18 protein-coding genes are annotated in these 18129 nt (G+C 44.6%); 10 read left to right on the plus strand and 8 right to left on the minus strand.

The features are described 5' to 3' along the window. Window positions 1-37: 37 nt before the first annotated feature. From D9A03_RS10795 to D9A03_RS10805, 3 genes are all read right to left on the minus strand, one after another. On the minus strand, window positions 38-820 hold the full coding sequence (locus D9A03_RS10795) for a CbbQ/NirQ/NorQ/GpvN family protein (RefSeq protein ID WP_120497188.1): 783 nt from the start codon (window positions 818-820) through the stop codon (window positions 38-40). A gap of 106 nt (window positions 821-926) precedes the next feature. Continuing rightward, window positions 927-2273: a cbb3-type cytochrome c oxidase subunit I gene (locus tag D9A03_RS10800; RefSeq protein WP_120497189.1), complete on the minus strand. Its 1347-nt coding sequence runs from the start codon at window positions 2271-2273 to the stop codon at window positions 927-929. A 17-nt stretch (window positions 2274-2290) separates the two neighbouring features. Further along, complete coding sequence (locus tag D9A03_RS10805; RefSeq protein WP_120497190.1) at window positions 2291-2746, minus strand: cytochrome c; 456 nt, start codon at window positions 2744-2746, stop codon at window positions 2291-2293. Between the two features lie 464 nt (window positions 2747-3210). Here D9A03_RS10805 and nirK point away from each other — a divergent pair, with 464 nt between their 5' ends. After that, window positions 3211-4416, plus strand: coding sequence for a copper-containing nitrite reductase (nirK, locus tag D9A03_RS10810; protein ID WP_216825445.1), 1206 nt, complete (start codon window positions 3211-3213; stop codon window positions 4414-4416). 70 nt (window positions 4417-4486) lie between these two features. Further along, window positions 4487-5275: an SUMF1/EgtB/PvdO family nonheme iron enzyme gene (locus D9A03_RS10815; RefSeq protein WP_162938087.1), complete on the plus strand. Its 789-nt coding sequence runs from the start codon at window positions 4487-4489 to the stop codon at window positions 5273-5275. 21 nt (window positions 5276-5296) lie between these two features. Here the strand turns inward: D9A03_RS10815 and D9A03_RS10820 are convergent, their stop codons facing one another. The 4 genes from D9A03_RS10820 to D9A03_RS10835 form a co-directional block, all read right to left on the minus strand. Continuing rightward, a complete protein-coding gene (locus D9A03_RS10820) occupies window positions 5297-5866 on the minus strand; it encodes a hypothetical protein (RefSeq protein ID WP_120497192.1) in 570 nt (189 codons plus the stop codon). 39 nt (window positions 5867-5905) lie between these two features. Beyond that, window positions 5906-6637 (minus strand): Crp/Fnr family transcriptional regulator, encoded by a 732-nt coding sequence (locus D9A03_RS10825; RefSeq protein ID WP_120497193.1) that lies wholly within the window; start codon window positions 6635-6637, stop codon window positions 5906-5908. 34 nt (window positions 6638-6671) lie between these two features. After that, on the minus strand, window positions 6672-7268 hold the full coding sequence (locus tag D9A03_RS10830) for a Crp/Fnr family transcriptional regulator (protein WP_256386297.1): 597 nt from the start codon (window positions 7266-7268) through the stop codon (window positions 6672-6674). 259 nt (window positions 7269-7527) lie between these two features. Beyond that, entirely contained in the window at window positions 7528-8187 is a 660-nt protein-coding gene (locus D9A03_RS10835; RefSeq protein WP_120497195.1) for a LysE family translocator, read from the minus strand. A gap of 444 nt (window positions 8188-8631) precedes the next feature. Between D9A03_RS10835 and D9A03_RS10840 the strand changes: the two genes are divergently transcribed. The 8 genes from D9A03_RS10840 (at window position 8632) to D9A03_RS10875 (ending at window position 17200) form a co-directional block, all read left to right on the plus strand. Continuing rightward, window positions 8632-9462, plus strand: a complete 831-nt coding sequence (locus D9A03_RS10840; protein ID WP_162938088.1) for a helix-turn-helix domain-containing protein — start codon at window positions 8632-8634, stop codon at window positions 9460-9462. 306 nt (window positions 9463-9768) lie between these two features. After that, on the plus strand, window positions 9769-10599 hold the full coding sequence (locus D9A03_RS10845) for a cyclase family protein (protein ID WP_120497197.1): 831 nt from the start codon (window positions 9769-9771) through the stop codon (window positions 10597-10599). A 131-nt stretch (window positions 10600-10730) separates the two neighbouring features. Beyond that, window positions 10731-11342, plus strand: a complete 612-nt coding sequence (locus tag D9A03_RS10850) for a dienelactone hydrolase family protein (protein ID WP_120497198.1) — start codon at window positions 10731-10733, stop codon at window positions 11340-11342. Window positions 11343-11571: 229 nt separating this feature from the next. After that, window positions 11572-12660, plus strand: a complete 1089-nt coding sequence (locus D9A03_RS10855; protein ID WP_162938089.1) for a lipid A deacylase LpxR family protein — start codon at window positions 11572-11574, stop codon at window positions 12658-12660. Between the two features lie 75 nt (window positions 12661-12735). Continuing rightward, complete coding sequence (locus D9A03_RS10860) at window positions 12736-13140, plus strand: carboxymuconolactone decarboxylase family protein (RefSeq protein WP_120497200.1); 405 nt, start codon at window positions 12736-12738, stop codon at window positions 13138-13140. A gap of 168 nt (window positions 13141-13308) precedes the next feature. Next, window positions 13309-14283 (plus strand): quinone oxidoreductase, encoded by a 975-nt coding sequence (locus tag D9A03_RS10865; protein WP_120497201.1) that lies wholly within the window; start codon window positions 13309-13311, stop codon window positions 14281-14283. A 187-nt stretch (window positions 14284-14470) separates the two neighbouring features. Further along, a complete protein-coding gene (locus D9A03_RS10870; protein ID WP_120497202.1) occupies window positions 14471-16099 on the plus strand; it encodes an ATP-binding protein in 1629 nt (542 codons plus the stop codon). Between the two features lie 243 nt (window positions 16100-16342). Next, on the plus strand, window positions 16343-17200 hold the full coding sequence (locus D9A03_RS10875; protein WP_120497203.1) for a branched-chain amino acid aminotransferase: 858 nt from the start codon (window positions 16343-16345) through the stop codon (window positions 17198-17200). Between the two features lie 84 nt (window positions 17201-17284). Here D9A03_RS10875 and D9A03_RS10880 read toward each other — a convergent pair whose 3' ends face one another. Further along, window positions 17285-18118, minus strand: coding sequence for a class I SAM-dependent methyltransferase (locus D9A03_RS10880; RefSeq protein WP_120497204.1), 834 nt, complete (start codon window positions 18116-18118; stop codon window positions 17285-17287). Window positions 18119-18129: the final 11 nt, after the last annotated feature.

Genomic DNA, 18129 nt, shown 5'->3' on the forward strand with positions numbered 1-18129 from the left:
TTAGTGTTTGAGATGGAGTTCTGGGATGAAAATGGGTTTATCCGAAGCTGACCCGAACCACTTCTTCCAGTCCCTGTTTCACATCATACTCATCGGTCAAAGGTTCGATCATGGCGTGACGAATGGCTTCGTCATACCCTAGTCCCGCCTGAATAAGTGTTGCGCAATAGACCAGAAGGCGGGTCGAAACACCTTCTTCCAGATCATGCCCTTTCATGTCCCTTAGCTTGCGGGCCAGTCTGACAAGACCCATTGTGCGATCCTGATCCAGGCCACTTTCCGTTGAAACAATGCGTGTTTCGGTCTGGGCATCGGGAAAGTCAAATTCGGCGGCGATAAAGCGTTGCCTTGTGCTGGGCTTGAGGCTTTTCATCATGTTCTGGTAACCGGGGTTATAGGAAACAACCAACATGAAATCATCTGGTGCTTCCAGCAATTCGCCCGTACGCTCCAGCGGCAGTAGCCGTCGATCATCAGTTAAGGGGTGAAGGACAACAGCAACATCCTTGCGTGCTTCGACAACTTCATCAAGATAACAGATCCCGCCTTCCCGGACGGCTTTGGTCAAGGGACCATCCGTCCAGACTGTATCTCCGCCTTTGAGAAGATAACGCCCCGTCAAGTCAGAGGCTGAAAGATCGTCATGACAGGAAACGGTGTGAAGGGGAACGCCGATCTGGTGCGCCATATGACTGACAAAACGTGTTTTCCCGCATCCTGTTGGTCCTTTTAGCAACAGGGGAAGTTTGTTTTTGAATGCCTGTTCGAAAAGGAGGCACTCGTTTGCTGTTGGTTCGTAATAAGGTTGTGGCTGTGCCATAACAAACACCTGTTTTAATAAATGAAATGACGAATAAATTTTCTAGTTTAAAAGTGGGCTGATTGGGGTTTGAAACGCCAAACCCCAATCGCCATAACAACAGCCTCTATTCCGCGGGTTGTTGTGCCGATGCATTCACAGGCTGTGTTTCTTTTCTTGGAACAAGAAGGGCGTACACAATGATGAAAGCGCCTATTACAACGACCAGACCGGAACCAAGACGCAATTGGTAGAAAAACATCATCTGATCCTGAACATCCATATAGGACTCACCCAGAAAGCGCTGAACGTGAGACTGGATGACCCCGGCAAATGTCAGGGTAAAGGTCATAAAGGCAACCCCGGATGAGCAAACCCAGAAACCCCACATGTTAAGAGTCTGGTTGTAAGGTTCGCGTCCCAAAATTTTAGGCAGGGCATAGGTGATGATTGCCAGATTGACCATGACATAGGCACCATAGAAGGCAAGGTGGCCATGAGCGGCTGTAACCTGGGTTCCGTGTGTGTAGTAGTTCACGTTGGCCAAGGTGTGAAGGAAGCCCCAGACACCGGCACCGAAGAAGGCGAACACAGAACAGCCAAGTGCCCAGAGAATAGCGGCGTGGTTTGGATGTTTCCGACCACCTTTCCAGACCATGTAGAAGGTAAAGAGAACCATGGCAAAGAACGGAGCGACTTCCAGTGTTGAGAAGACTGAACCAATCCACTGCCAGTAACCGGGCGCACCGATCCAGTAGTAATGGTGTCCTGTTCCCAGCAATCCGGTGAAGAGTGCGAGGCTGACGATAAGATAAAGCCATTTTTCGACAATCTCGCGGTCAACACCGGTCATCTTGATCATCAGAAAGGCGAGGATAGAGGCCATAATCAATTCCCAGACACCTTCAACCCACAGGTGGACAACGAACCACCAGAATACCTTGTCCAGGACGAGGTTGACCGGATTGTAGAAGGCAAAAAGGAAGAGAAGGGCAACCATCCACAGGCCGATCACAAGGATCATGGAAACAGCTGTTTTCCGACCTTTGAGGACTGTCATGCTGAGATTGAATAGGAAAATCAGCATCACACCGACAATGGCGAGCTTGATCCAGAGCGGTTGTTCCAGGAACTCACGACCACCGTGAACACCGAAGATGTAGCCTACGATTGCGGCGGCACCCCCACCAAGGAACAGCCAGAATTGCAATTTTGCCAAAAAGGGACTGTAGATCTCGGTTTCAGCTTCTTCGGGAACCAGATAATAGGCAGCTCCCATAAAGCCCATCAGCAGCCAGACAATAAGGCTGTTGGTGTGGATCATACGAATGATGTTAAAGGGAAGTGTTTCTGCCAAAAGATTTGGCCACACATAAACGGCTCCGGCCAAGGCCCCGAAGGTTACCTGGGAAAGAAATAAGACGAGCGCTCCGACGAAGTAATAGAGTGCTACTTTTTGAGTTTGATATTTCATGTGATAGTTCCCCTGGCTCACCCTTCTTCGTTTGGTGGCCAATTCTGGGTATTGATCCCATTGGTCCACTTGAAGAACTCGACAAGAGCATCCAATTCTTCTTCACTAAGGTCAAAATTCGGCATTTGACGGCGACCTTCGATACCAGTTGGCTGCGATTTCATCCATTCTTTGATGTAATCGGCCGCGCCCTCTGCATCTTCTTCACCTCCGCGACGTGCCCAGACGTTTCCGAGTTCTGGCGCAAAATAGGCGCCTTCGCCAAGAAGGGTGTGACAGTTAATACAGGAATGCCGTTCCCATACTTCTTTACCAAGGGCGACTTGCTCGTTGAGTTCTTCCGCATTTGATGTTTCAGGATCAGTTGCGTAGTAAACAGAATCAATGACGAGACCAATAAAGATCACGGCAAAGAAGATAGTCCCTCCGTAGAAGATATTCCGGGCGGCGCTGATTGATAAGCGCTCATTCATAATGGATCTCCTAAACTTGCTAAACGGATGCGAAAGACCACGACTGAATGTCACCAGTCCCTCCACCTGTCTGTATAGATACATTGGTGCCGCATCTTTAGATTTGACGATGGTCAATTTGTAGGCTGAGCAGGCTTTATTTATACGGCTTTCTTGTTTGGTAATTTTAATGCTGAAATGTCAGAGATTTGCTTGTGAATAAAGGTATCTGAATAGTGCGACAAAATGTACCAAATCAAATTAATTTATTTAAAAACAATTAGTTAGTTAGGATTCTCTTTGAGAAGTTTAAGTGCTCTTAGCCTTCTTGCTCAAAGTCAAATCACTGATCGGAAATTTGGATTACCTCTTAGGCGTGAGTTGATATTAGGACGGCTCGCGATCAGAGGCCTATCCCTTCCTGTAAACCTAAGGGGTCACAAGAGTTCCGACAGAGATTGGAACCTTATCTAGGAGCAAAGATTATGGAAAACAACAACGACAAAACAATGGATCGTCGCAGCTTCTTGCGAGGAACGACACTGGCATCAACAGGGGCTGCCTTGGGTGCTATCACAATGGCCGGTACTGCCGGAGCAGCGGGTACAGGCACTCCAAGCAATACAAAGCTGGGGTATGATCAAATTGCAAGTGCCGAGATAAAGGTAAAACCATCCCTTAGTGAAGAAGAAATCGCCAAGCTGCCCCGTGTTAAGCAAGAGTTGGTTGCACCGCCTTTTGCACCTGAACACGACCATGTGGCCAAAGGTGGCCCGAAGGTTGTCGAAGTGATTATGACGATTGAAGAGAAGCCATGGCAGATTGATGATGAGGCTGAAACGATTGCCTTAACCTTCAATGGAAGTGTTCCCGGACCATTGATTGTGGTTCACGAAGGGGATTATGTGGAAGTCACATTGGAAAACCCGGAAACCAACGCGATGGAACACAACGTTGATTTTCATGCTGCAACAGGCGCTCTTGGTGGTGGAGGACTTACCCACGTCCTTCCTGGTGAAACAGCTGTCATGCGCTGGAAAGCGACTAAACCGGGTGCTTTTGTGTACCACTGTGCACCGGGCGGATCTATGATCCCTTATCATGTGATCAAAGGTATGAATGGCGCGGTTGTTGTTCTGCCGCGTGATGGGCTGACCGATGGTCGGGGTAAAGCGATTACCTATGACAAAATGTACTACATCGGAGAACAGGACTTTTATGTACCAAAAGGTGAAGACGGCGAGTACATGAAATTCACCGAAGCGGGCGAAGATTTCTCTGAAGTTATGGAACTTGCGCGTGGCTTAATTCCAACGCACGAAGTTTTCAACGGTAAGGTTGGTGCCCTGACGGGTGACAGTGCGATGAAAGCCAAAGTTGGCGAAAAAGTTCTCTTTATTCATTCTCAAGCTAACAGAGATTGTCGTCCGCACCTTATTGGCGGGCACTGGAACTATTCCTGGGAGGCCGGATCTTTTGATGACATCGCAGGACGTGGACACGAAACAGCTATCATCCGCGGTGGATCAGCCGGGGTCTTCCACTATGAATTCCTGCAACCGGGCGTCTATGCCTATGTAAATCATAATTTGATTGAAGCAACTGAGTTGGGTGCCGTTGGCCATATGGTTGTCGAAGGCGAATGGGACGACGATCTCATGAAGCAAGTTAAGAAAGGTGGCACGAGCTAAGAGCGGATTTAGTGACGTAGGTAAAGGTTGTTTGGCTCTGGTTTTTCCAGATTGATCAAGGGATCAGATGATGAATATTAGATATATTGTTCTGGGCTTGTTTCTTAGTCTTGCTGTCGCAAGCGGTGTTCTTTTGTTCGGCAAAGTTGTTGAGGAAAAGGATAAGCTGGATGCTGTGATGGCAGAGACCCCGGAGTATCATCCAAGGTTGGTTCGTATAGAACTGGAGCCAAACGAAACGTCAAGTTTTACTGATCGCAAAACGATTTTTGTGAGCTATTCAGAGGTGACAATCGGGCATTGGCAAGCATGTTATGATGATGGGGGGTGTAGTTATCAGCCCAAGATGCGGGATAACGAAACTCTTCGGCATCCTGTGACCAAAGTCAGTTATTTTGATACGGAAGAGTTTATTCGCTGGATTTCTCTCAAAACAGGGCAAACTTTCCGTTTGCCTTTGGAATCAGAGTGGAACTATTTTTCTCGTGATGTGATTAGTCCGCCTGAAAAATTGTTTGATGATCCCCGCCTTGCCTGGGCTGCTGATTATGTCACCTTTAGCAATCGCCCGAAAACAAGTAAGACCAAGGTTACTGGTGGATACGGTACAAACCAATATGGGTTGGTTGATCTGGAAGGTAATGTCTGGGAATGGACGCAAACCTGTTGGAGTACAGACTATAGTGATCTTACAACTTCAAAGGAAAGAAGTGAGGCCTGTGGTGGTGTGCGTATTATGCAGGGAGAACATAGATCATATCAGTCCGAGCTTATTAGAGATCCCAAAATTGGTGGTTGTTCAGTTGGTTCTCCACCAAATAATGTAGGTTTTCGCTTGGTAATGGAACAAGGAGTGTGACGAAAAATATTCTTGATTGTATCACTCTTTTTCAAGAACCAGAACGCGATAATCATCAATGTTATCGTTGGTATCATCTCTAGAATTATGGTGGGCTTTTGTGTTCGAGATACATATCCATCCACGCTCGGATAGTATGTCTCTGAATTTATCCGAAAAACGATTTATCTCTATACCGAAACAGTCAGCATCTAGTGATGTATCCATAAATCGTAACACTTCAAGGAAATCATTCGGATAGCTGAAGGAGCGAACATTAATGGTGATAATATCATCGTCGAAATGAAATACAGCCTTAGCTGTATCGGTTGTTTTTTGCTTTTTCTCTACCAACGCTTGATCACGATAAATATGAAAAAGCCAACCTTCTGAACTTTCTTTATGATCAATAATACACCCCATCTTGCTTAGTTTTAAGCGTAAAGGGATCGGGTCAAAATTTGATTGCAGCATCACCTGAGTCTCTTCATCGGATGCAAAGAGAGCATTTGTGACGACATCAACGGGAATGCGACCTTCTGCAATTATATCTTCAACTCTGAGGATACAATAATTGCTGTCCTCATCGTTGGAGGTGATTTCATGACCCATATAGGTTCTGTCCTGTATCTGTTTCGACGCGTTTTTGATTTAAGCAGACATCAAGAGCTTATTGTCATCAAAAATATAACCAAATCCGGCGCAATAGAGACGTAATTTTTCCGGATCTGTAATGATTACTTCCTGTTTTTCGCAAACGATCCCGGCGTCTTCAAGTCGGCGTAATACACGTGAAAAGCTGGCAGGATCTATGCCGATGTTACTCGCCATGGTTTGTTTGCAACGAGGTAGATTGCCTGACCCTTTCCATTTATTGCTTTCGTAAAGAGAAAGTAATTTAGAAGCGACCCGTTGGCAGGGTGAGAGACTTTTTAGAATTTTGATTTCACTAATTAAAAACTGTTGTCGCTTGATAAGCGCACTGAGCAAATGAAGAGCTGCTTCCGGATTGCCTGAAATTTTCTTTTCAAACATCACTTTGGAAAGTTTAACAATTCGCGACTTGGGCATTGCTGTTGCGTTGATGGGGAATGTGCCAAGTCCAAGCATTGCAGCTTCGGCAAAGCTTTCGCCAGGTTCGACTATGCGTACAAGGCTTTGCGCGCCATCAGCAGTTAAAATCGTAAGGTGAACTTCGCCTGATAAAAGAATATAAAAGCTGTCAGCCGGATCACCAGCCATAAACAAATCAGTCTGGTTTAGATAGTATGCAGCCGATGCATTTTCAAAAAGTTCCTTCAACAGTTTTTCCGGCAATTGCGAAAAGATGGCGACCTTTGACAAGGCCTCAAGTTCGCTATCTCCAATTGTAAAGTGTTTCATTAGTGAAGGCCTTTAGCTTTTTGAAAACTCTATTCTAGACGAATGAATATCCACAATAATCAGCAAGTTTTTCGATGTCTCCAATAGTAACTCTATTACCGGGACGGGTATCAACATCTATTTTTCTTAATTTTGCAAAGGTGCGGGATAGGGTTTCCGGTGACATACCTAATTTGTCTGCAATAACGCGTTTATCATATGGCAGGGTTATTGTGACAGATCCTTCCTCTTTACCAGAAAGATCGATAAGGAACATGCTAAGGCGCTCGGCTGTTGAACGCATTTTTAAATCGGCAATTTGTGTCATGAGAGAATGCATGTTGAGAGAAATACTTCCCATCATACGAAAAAGAAGTACGGGATCTTCCAACAAAATTCGCCTGAGAACGTCACCAGGTATAACCCGCGTTTCGACATCATCCAAGGCAACACAAGTGAAGTTGCTCAACGCCGAAGTGGTGATTGATTCTTCACCAAAGGCACTGCCGGGGCCGAGGACATCGATGGTTGATTTCTTATCGCCATAGGTGGAATTCAATAAAAGGCGGACATATCCGTCTTCTAGAACATAAAAGTTTTCAGCCTTTTCGCCGAATTTGACAATAGTAGCCCCCGCAGGAAAGGTTTCTATACGGCTAAGGGGTAAGAGAACTTTTTTTTTTCTGCGGTCAGCTCAAGAAATGGAGAATGAAACTGGTTCTCTCTGGATGTATGCGTATGTTGTGACATGCCGATTGTTCTCCTTCACCGGGCATAGTTGGACACAGGGCATAACTGAGCACTGATTTTGAAAGAGCTTAACCTATTTGCATATGTATGAACTTGATTTGGATCAAGTAGCTTAGGTGTTATTTCTGGGGCGCTATTCCAGAGATGCGATTTTGTGAGCGTTATTGCTGGACCGTTGCAAGTTTGACCGCCAGTGCGATGAAAACAAGACCTGCAGTTTTGTTCATAATATTTTGTGCCTTGGTTGATCGTTGTAAATACCCACCGATAGCCCCTGCGAGCAAAGCAATGCCACCAAATATTAAAATGGTTGAAAGGATGAAAAAGCCACCAAGCTGGATCATCTGTAGTGACATGTTCCCCCGCGTTGGGTCTGCAAACTGGGGTAAAAAAGAAAGGAAGAAAATCGATACCTTTGGGTTTGTTACATTCATAATGATGCCCCGTCTGTATAGTTTGAAATACCCGATTTTCTGGGCGCGATTTACATCCTGTTCTCCGTTTGAGTTCCCATCCTCGACAGAGATGTCTTCAGCTTTAGCTCGTAATGCACCCCATGCAAGGTAGAGCAGATAAAGTGCACCTATGATTTTCAGAACATTGAACGCGGTAGGGGATGCCTGAAAAATAGCGGCAACACCCAGCGCAACAGCCGTGGTATGAATCAAGACACCTGTGCAAAGGCCAAGAACAACAAGAATACCAGCCATTTTTCCATTCAAGGCTGATTGGGTCAGAACAAAGATATTATCTGGTCCCGGTGTGAGGGCGAGTAGAATGCAGAGTGGAAAAAAGAGTACAAGGACCTCAAAAGAAAGCACGCGTAAAACTCCGTCGTTTATCCAGGCGTTGGTATTTGACGCTGGTTCTTGTTCATAAAATTGGGGTTTCTCTGTGGAAGATCACGTTGCCTCGTAAAGTATTCAGCCAAGTCACATCAAATACAGATGGGAAGGGTTCCTGGGCATTTCTCTGCTAGTGAAAAATCTGGTTCGGCAACAGATCTTATCACTTAAAATGCTTTTGGTATGAAGTAGCTCTGATGACAAGAAACAGAGGCTATCGTCTGTATTTGTGTGAACAGGATGTTTGTGTATTTCTAACAACCTGTTGGTTCATAAGTCTATAGAGACAACGTGATCTTCTTGCTTATCATTTGTAACTGATTTTGTTTTTTTAACAATAAAATGCTAAAAAATGTTCACTATGCGAACATAGATATGTTTCAGGTTCTACTTCAATTACGCAGGGAAAAGACCTTTCCTATGAGATGTGATGTTAATAAATCAGCACGGCACAAGCCAGTAAGGGCTCTTTCGCGGGGACTTACTATCTTACAGATTTTAAATCGTGAGGGGCCATTATCTGTTCAAGAGCTTTCAAATTTGAGCGCATTAAATCGGACGACAGTTTATCGATTGTTGGAAACATTGGAACGCGACGGATTTGTTCAATCCGGAGTGTTGTCATCATCTTTGTGGCATTTGACAATGGATGTAAAATCCCTGAGTGAAGGTTACGATCATAGAGATTGGGTGACACAGCTTGGGGCGCCTGTGTTGGGTAAGCTGCTCAAAAAAGTTATATGGCCTACTGATCTAGCTGCGTTTGATGGCAAGGGGATGCTTATACGCGAGACAACGCATAAATTCAGCCCTCTTTCAAACCACAGATCCATGGTTGGGGTCAGGTGGCCTGTTCTTTCATCATCTTTAGGACGTGCGTTTTTTTGTTATTCTGATGAAAAAACAAGAACATCAATTCTTCGGGTTTTAAAAACATCTGATGATCCTGCAGACCGCGTTGCAAAAGATCAAACCCATGTTGATAGTCTGGTGCGGATGACAAGAGAACGCGGATATGCTCAGAGCATTGACGAGACAGCACAGGGAATTTCATCAATTGCACGGCCTGTTTTTTTCCAGGGGCAAGTTGTCGCATCGATTAACATGGTGTTTTTTTCTTCTGCTCTTGTGCCCAAAGTTGCGGCAGATAAACATCTCTCTGAGATCAATCAGGCTGTGGCAGAGCTTGAGGAAAATTTGATGGACAGTAGTGATGTCTTTAAGCTGCAACTTGAAGACAAACCCTATTAGAAACAGAGTTGTTGGTAATCTCGCTCACAAAGACATTGTTTAAATGTACTCACTCTATTGTGACAGGTAATAGAGAATTAAGACCTGATTTTTGTGATTTGGCTTGATAGTGTTAAAATCATGAACCTGACGAAATGTAGTTCCAAGGTCGCTGTTGTATCGGTCTTGTTGGTTTTTTTGTTTTATGGCCTCTACGTTTCCAATAATTATTCTGAACACTCGTTTAGAAGTCGATTTCTGAAGACAGTTTTAAGATTAAATAAATCTGGTCATCAAATCTGGCCAATAAATCTGGGAGGAAGTTCTATGTGTGATGCGTGTGTTATTGAAGCCGTCAAAGAAAAGATGTTATCCCGTCGTGATCTATTTAGGAAAGCTGCGGCCACTGCAGCTGTTGGTGTTGTCGGTGGTGCAGCCGTTTCTATAGGTTCTTCTGCGCCGGTTCTTGCGGTCGGGGCAAGCAAAGTGGAAGACATGACACATGAACTTCATGAAGATTTTCCAACTTATTTCGGGACTCAAGGCTTTTTCAGGGAACAGAAATTTAATTATGCGGAGCACAAATTTAATTTATTGGAATTGAAAGTGAACGAGCACACTGGCACGCACCTGGATGCACCTCTTCATTTTTCTGAAAATGGTCAATCCGTTGCTGAAATACCTGTGGAAAACCTAGTGGTTCCCTTGTGTGTAATTGATATTAAAGAAAAAGCCGCCACAAATGCCGACGCACAGGTAACTCCGGATGATATCAAGGCTTGGGTTTCTAAAAATGGCCCTATTCCAGATCGTGCTTGTGTGGCGATGAATTCAGGATGGGACAAATTTACGGACAGTGACAAATTTCGCAATGTTGGCGATGACGAAAAGATGCATTTCCCTGGCTTCCATGTTGAAGCAACACAGATGCTTTTGGAAACAAATGCCGTTGGATTAGCGTCGGATAGTTTGTCGCTGGATTATGGGCAGTCAGCTGATTTTGCCTCTCATTATGCATGGTTGCCGACAAATCGTTGGGGCATTGAATGCCTTGCCAATCTGGACATGGTTCCAGCCAAAGGGGCAACATTGGTTGTTGGATCGCCAAAACATCGAGGTGGTACAGGTGGACCATCCCGTATTTTTGCAATGTTCTAATCTCTCTCTAATTGAAATCTTTTGTCTGATTGGGGATGTTGTCTTCTTCTATGAATTGAGAGGATAACGTCCCCAATTTGTTAAGTGTTTGGTCATTAAATTTTGCGCTCGAAAGCCTGTTTGGAAAACCAATGCAGATTATTATTTTACCTGAAATATATGGGCGTACGTCTTTTATTACGAAACTTGAGGCCGTCTTTCTCAAGCAAGATATTCCTGTGAAGACGCTTGATCTTTATGAAGGAGAACAACCCGTCTTTACAGATGAACAACAAGCCTATGACCATTTTATCAATAGTGGGGGGCATGACGAGTATCTGGCTCTACTGCAAAAAGCAATTCAACAGACAGAGGGGCCGTTATTTATTTTGGGGTTTAGTGTTGGGGCTTCAACAGTGTGGCGTGTACTGGATAATCCAGATATTGCGAAAAGAGTTCAGCGCTTTGTTGGCTTTTACTCTAGCCAGATACGGCATTATCTTTCCGTTAATCCAGAATGTCCGGTGACTTTAATTTTCCCGAAAGAAGAAACACATTTTTCTGTTCGGGACATAATAGATGTCGTGCAGAGAAAAGATTTCGTCACCTGCTATCAAAGTGAAGCGTTGCATGGATTTTTAAACCCTCACTCAAATAATTTTATATCTGAATTGTCAGATGAATTCTTACGTGTTTTCCAAGGCTCTTACTGTGATAATTGGGTGAGTAGGTTAGATGCTTATTTACTGAAAGCTTTTAAATAATTCTCTTTTCCGAGGGATTTTTGTGACGACCCTTTTTAAAATTTATAGGAACCGTTAAACCCAAGCTTATGGAGATTCTATAAACCTTCTTCTTCAAATGAGAGAGGTTTTATCTTACCTCAGTTATCTGCTAGAAATGGGGATGACATTTTTCCGCCATGATCTATTTGTAGGGATAGGGCGTTTATATGTTATGGGATTTAAATAGCTGGTTGGGGGATATCCCGGTTTGAAAGTTACGTTACTCTTATCTGGAATTTTATCTGGATTAATATCGGGTGGATTTGTTTTCGGTAGCTCGCCATTGCTTGCGCAGGATGCTGATCCGTCAACAGATTCTGATGCTACCTTTCAAGAACAGTTAACGGGCCGGGTCGCGAACAAGAAAGAAGACCAGTATATTTCACTGGTTATCGAGAATGATTCTCTTGGCACAGCTGGAACCGATAAGAACTATACTAGCGGTGTGCGTTTGGGTTATTTGGATGTAAACGCAGATCTGCCTGATATAGCCTATACGCTGGACCGTGTTATTCCTACTTTTGGTATCAATGAAACATCCAGTGTGTTCTATGCTTTGGGCCAGAACATCTATACACCGCGAAATATTCGCCAGCGCGAACAGGACCAGAATGATCGTCCTTGGGCAGCACACCTTTACGGGTCAATCGGTCTGGTAACTGTAACAGATAATCATCTGGACGAGATCGAAGCGTCTCTTGGTGTTGTTGGTCCGGCGGCATTGGGTGAACAGGCCCAGAAGTTTGTTCATACCCATGTAACCCCCAGCAGTCCAACCCCGCATGGCTGGTCAAACCAGCTTAATCATGAGCCCGCATTTTCATTGGGGTGGCAACGACGGTTTCCCGAGTACTGGTCTGTTGACATGGCTGGATTAAGCTTGGGCGCATCCCCTTACTATGGGGCAACACTTGGCAATGTGCATACCTTTGCCGATGTCGGTATTAACTTCAGGCTGACGCCAGAACAGGATGTGTGGCAGGACGCACCTGTACGTGTGAAACCGGGCCTTCCCGGCACAGGATATTTTGATACGCCAGATGATGGGTGGAGCTGGTATCTCTTTGCCGGATTGGAAGGACGTGCGGTGGCACGGAATATCTTTCTGGATGGTAATACCTTTAGTGACTCTCACTCGGTTGATAAACACCATTTTGTTGCTGATATTAATGGTGGGTTAGCCATGACCTATGACCGTTATCGCGTTAGCTATACCATGGTGTATCGTACCAAAGAATTCGAAGGACAGGACGATCCCGCGGTCTTTGGCGCTGTCAGTTTCGGCGTGCGGTTTTAAGACTGGTCGTGGGTACTGGAATATGATTATGCTAATGGTCGTGTTCAATTAATTCAGCCATTTCAGGAGCATGATATGTCCACTGTTCTTCCGCCCGAAGATCTGGAAAGTAATCCACGGGTAAAAGCTGTTTTTGATGATATCCGGGCAACGCGTCAGACAGATTTTATCAACAATATCTGGCGATATCTGGCTTTTGATACTGATCTTCTGGAACGTACATGGACAGAGGTAAAAGCCGTGATGGCAACACCTTCTGATCTGGATCCCCTGACCAAGGAGATGCTCTATCTCGCGGTATCCATTGTCAATAACTGTAATTATTGTGTGCATTCCCATACCGCAGGGGCCAAAGCCAAAGGAATGACGCAGGCACAACATGCTGAAGTGCTCAAGATTGTGGCACTTGCGTCAAAAACCAACCAGTTGGCAACAGCTCTGCAATTGCCAACTGATCCTGAATTTCTGATGGAAGGGTAATCGCGTTTTAGTTAGGTTTCAGAATTGTGTTGTCGGGCAATTTTATTCTGTCCAGTTTATTTGCCCAAATTTTACTTTGGTGTTTAGGGGGGCAAGGTATTGAAATGATATGATTTACGGCTTACCTGGAACGGGCATTTTTTTAAAACGAGAACACGGAAGTTAACGATGACCTATGCAATAGTTGCACGCGGAAAAGGCGGCAGTAATGTTCTGGAACAGGTTGAGTTGGATCGCCTAACGCCCGCTGCCGGGGAAGTTATGGTTCGTCATACGGCCATCGGGGTCAATTTTATCGATACCTATTTCCGTACCGGGCTTTATCCATGGTCTGTCGAAAAAGATCTGGTTTTGGGGAGTGAAGCCGCTGGCGTTGTTGAAGCCGCGGGGGAAGAAGTATCCGGGTTTTCTGTTGGTGATCGTGTTGCCTATACCATTCCCAATGGAGCCTATGTTTCTCATCGTGCCATAGAGGCCAAACATCTGGTAAAACTGCCAGATGGTATTTCTGATGAAACAGCAGCTGCATCAATGCTCAAGGGATTGACGGCTCATTATCTTTTGCATCGTAGTTTTGAGGCCCAATCCGGGCACAAGGTTCTGTTTCATGCTGCGGCTGGTGGTGTAGGCCTTATTGCCGGGCAGTGGTTGGCGTCAAAAGGCGTTACAGCGATTGGAACAGCCGGTGGGCCAGAAAAGTGCGCACTGGCATCTGCCTATGGCTATCGTCAGATGATTGATTACAAGTCAGAAGATTTTGTTGAGCGGATCAAGGAAATCACCGAAGGGCAGGGTGTTGATGCGGTTTATGACAGTATCGGTCAAGATACCTATCCCGGATCTTTACATTGCTTGAAGAATTTTGGCTCGTTGGTCAGCTTTGGGCAGTCATCTGGCCCAGCGCTTGATTTCAAACTATCAGATCTCGCCGCTGGTTCGTATTCTGTAACGCGTCCAATTCTGTTTCATTTCACGGCTGAACCGGGATATTTGCAATCGGCTGCTGATGCCTTGTTTGCGATGATTATTTCTGGCGATATAAAGATAAATATCAATCAAAGGTTTAGTCTGGCTGATGCGGCAAAAGCCCATGATCAACTGGAAGCCCGCCTGACTACGGGATCAACTGTTCTTATTCCATAGGCAAGGCCTCACACCTTAGTACAGAACATCAGGGCTTTGAGTTTCAAAGTTCAATTGAGCTTAATTGTTATCATGGAACAGGCAGGAGTATTCTTGCTGCTAGAATATCCCCTGTTTTTTGTGTATAATGAATTTTTGCGCATGAGGTAATGTTGAGAACTCTAGCCTCTCCCGGGTGTTTTGTTTAATGGATCAACCACCAATTTTTGATAGTTTTATTGATGGCCCTGCGAAAGAGCTGCTTCGGTTAATTAACAATCATGCACTTGTCTATATTCTGTCTGATGACCTAATATTAAAATACTCCAACCAAAAACTTGCTGATATTTCGGGCTATACAATTGATGAGTTAGAGGGCATGTCGATTTTGAAACTGCGCTCTCAATATCATGCTGATTCTTTTTATGAAGAAATGTGGTCGACTCTTCACCAGGGAGGCACTTGGACGGGGGAAATATGCTGTATGGGGCGATCTGGTGCTTATTATTGGGAAGAGCTATCTCTTTGCCCGTTAGAGCTTAAAGGAGACTCAAACAAATATTATCTGGCAGTCAGTGCTGATATTTCATTGTTAAAAAGCCGTGAAAAAACGATGGAGGCTTACAATGAAATGTTGATCAACATTACCAAAGGCGTTCTCCTGAAAGAAAATTTTGATCACCTGATTGATAATGTCGAAGCCATTTTTCCGCATATGAACTGTGCGATAATGATGTCCGAGAATGAACATTATCTCCGCAGTTTTGCCGGCCCCAGTATTCCAGTTGAATATGCAAATGCTGTTGATGGAATTGAAATTGGCGAACATGTAGGATCCTGTGGCGCAGCAGCTAAAACCCAGAAACTTGTTGTCGTGGAAGATCTATACGACCATCCAAACTGGGCTCCTTATCTGGATGTTATCAAGAAGACAGATTATCATGCCTGTTGGTCGCATCCAATTGTAAGTTCGGCAGGAAGGACCTATGGAACCTTTGCAATTTATTATAAAACAACGCGTGGTCCGACAGAAATAGAACTTAATTTGATTCAGTCTCTGGCTTATAGCTGTCGTGGTGCCATAGAAAGTCATAATGCCCGTTATGAATTGATAGAACAGCGGAATCGAGCCGAGACAGCTAATCATGCCAAGAGCCAGTTTCTGGCGAACATGAGCCACGAATTGAGGACACCTCTGAACGCGGTGCTTGGCTTTTCGGAAATATTGGAAAAAGAACTGTTCGGGCCGCTTGGGAACAATAAATACAAAACCTATGCCGGAGATATTCAAACCTCGGCAAATTTCCTGTTGGATATTATTGGTGATATTCTGGACATATCGCTTATCGAAGCGGGAAAGATTTCACCGGAACCCGAAAATTTGCCTGTTAAAAAGTTGATGAGTTGTTGCATGCAACTGGTCAAGAACAGAGCAAATGACAAAGGCGTGGATTATGAAATTATTGAACCCGATGATGATTATTATATCTATGCGGATAAACAGCATGTGAAGCAAATCATCGCAAATTTGCTGATCAACGCAATCAAGTTCACGCCATCCAAAGGGAAAGTCATTCTTACTGCCGAAATCAATAAACCCGAATACATTGACTTTGTCATCAGGGATAACGGGATCGGAATTGCCAAAGAAAATCTGGAACGGGTTATGGAACCATTTAGCCAGGTTGCCGACAGTATGACCCGTGCACATGAAGGTGTTGGTCTGGGGTTAAGCCTTGCTAAAAAGCTTGTTGTCGCGCAGGGGGGAGAGTTCAGACTTGAAAGTGTGTATGGTGAGGGAACATCTGTTTTTGTTAGTCTTCCTCTTCAATATTAAAACGATTTAAAATGTATATTCAATGAAGCTTCGTGCAAAGATCCAGACTTTGTTGTCAGACCACCAAGTTGATTGTTTGACAGCAATAATGCTGTTTTATACATCAGATTAGAAAATCTTTTATAACTGTATTAGATAAACTGGGCTTGAAGAATTGTCTTTGGCCTAATAAAGCTATTGTATAAAAAATATTTTCAGAACCAAATTTCAAAACCCGCATTTGTAATCAGGGAAGGCAAAGGCATGGCAATCGGCGAAGTAATCTGGACATACTTTCAAGGTGAATGGCACGAAGGTAATTTACCGGTTATGGGGGCCGCAGATCATGGTACCTGGCTTGGCTCTCTTGTGTTTGACGGCGCACGATCTTTCGAAGGCGTTGTCCCGGATCTGGATCTTCATTCTGCGCGCGTGAATGCATCTGCCGAGGTTATGGGCCTGAAACCAACCATGACGACACAGCAACTAATTGACCTGACAATGGAAGGGTTGAAGAAATTTGCTGATGATGCCGCTGTTTACATCCGCCCGATGTATTGGTCAAAAGAAGGTGGTGCAGGTACGGTTGTCCCCGATGAGAACTCTACCGAGTTCTGTCTCTGTCTGGAACAGTTTCCCATGGCACCAACCAGCTATACACAAACACTTTGTCGAACGAAATTTGTCCGTCCTATGGTTTCAATGGCACCAGTAAACGCCAAGGCGGCTTGTCTTTACCCAAACAATGGCCGAATGATCCGCGAAGCGCAGGCACGAGGGTATAATAACGCTCTCGTAGCCGATGCGCTGGGGAATGTTGCTGAAACCGGCACCTCAAATGTGTTTATGGTCAAAGACAATGTAATCTATACACCCGTTCCAAATGGCACTTTCCTGAATGGCATTACCCGCCAACGTGTTATTGGTCTTCTTCGTGAAGCCGGACGTGAGGTTGTAGAGACAACACTTAGCTTTGAAGATTTTGAAGGTGCCGATGAAGTCTTCATGAGTGGAAATATCTCTAAAATCACGCCTGTTGTTAAGTTCGAAGATGTGGAATACCCCATTGGTTCCGTGAGTAAACTGGCCCGAGAACTTTACTGGGCATGGGCAAAGAGCTAATCGTTACAGGTAGGTATTTTGTTTAAACAGCCTGATGTATCAAACGCATCTGGCTGTTTCTTTGTATTGCCTGTTCAGTTTTTGTTAGCCTGCACGTGCAATGACAATCATTTCTTTATGATCATTCCTGAATAAAGATCGATCCCAATCACCGTATAGCTGTTCGACTTTTAATCCTGCTTCTTCTAAATGGTCTGAAAGTTCTTGCTGACTGAGGAACCTTATGTACGCTTCGGTTTTCGTCGTGTCGGATTGGTATTCGTTGGTATTGGACAATAAATCGACCTGCGAAGGATATATTTCTCGGTAAAGAGTAAAGTATTGAACAATGGCTCCTTTACCTTGTGATGTCACACTGCCAACGTCATGCCATACTGCAATTTCTTTATCCGTTGAATATTGAGGGTTGCCGCGGAGCATAAAAGTTTCAGTTGTTAATTCAGGCGTCCAGTTTAACCATGCTTTAGCAGCCGCATTACGAGTATCAAAAGCAATCCTGCCATCAGGACTTAAGTGGGTTTTCATGTTAGAAAGTACTGTTTGTATATCCTGATCCGATAGGAAAACCTGAAAAGCGTGACCACTCAATACAATGAGGTCATAGCGCTTATCTGATGTAAAGGTCGCGGCATCAGACTTAATCCAGGTGACTTTGTTTCCTGATGAACGTTGCAATGCGATGTCCAGCATATTCTGGGCCGGATCCACCCCGGTTATATCATGCCCTTGTCTTGCAAAAGCTGTGGTTAGTAAACCTGTGCCACAACCAACATCAAGGATTTTCTGGGGAACAGAATAACCCAGAACCAAAGAGAGAAAAAAATCACAGTCAGGCCCCCACGGGTTTTGCTTGTCATAAAGACGCGTGAGGACAGGATCATGATAGTGATCGAAAGCAATTGTATCTGATACTGTCATGTTTCGGATAT

Origin of the sequence: Kiloniella sp. EL199, from assembly GCF_900313065.1 — a bacterium.
Classification (GTDB): domain Bacteria; phylum Pseudomonadota; class Alphaproteobacteria; order Kiloniellales; family Kiloniellaceae; genus Kiloniella.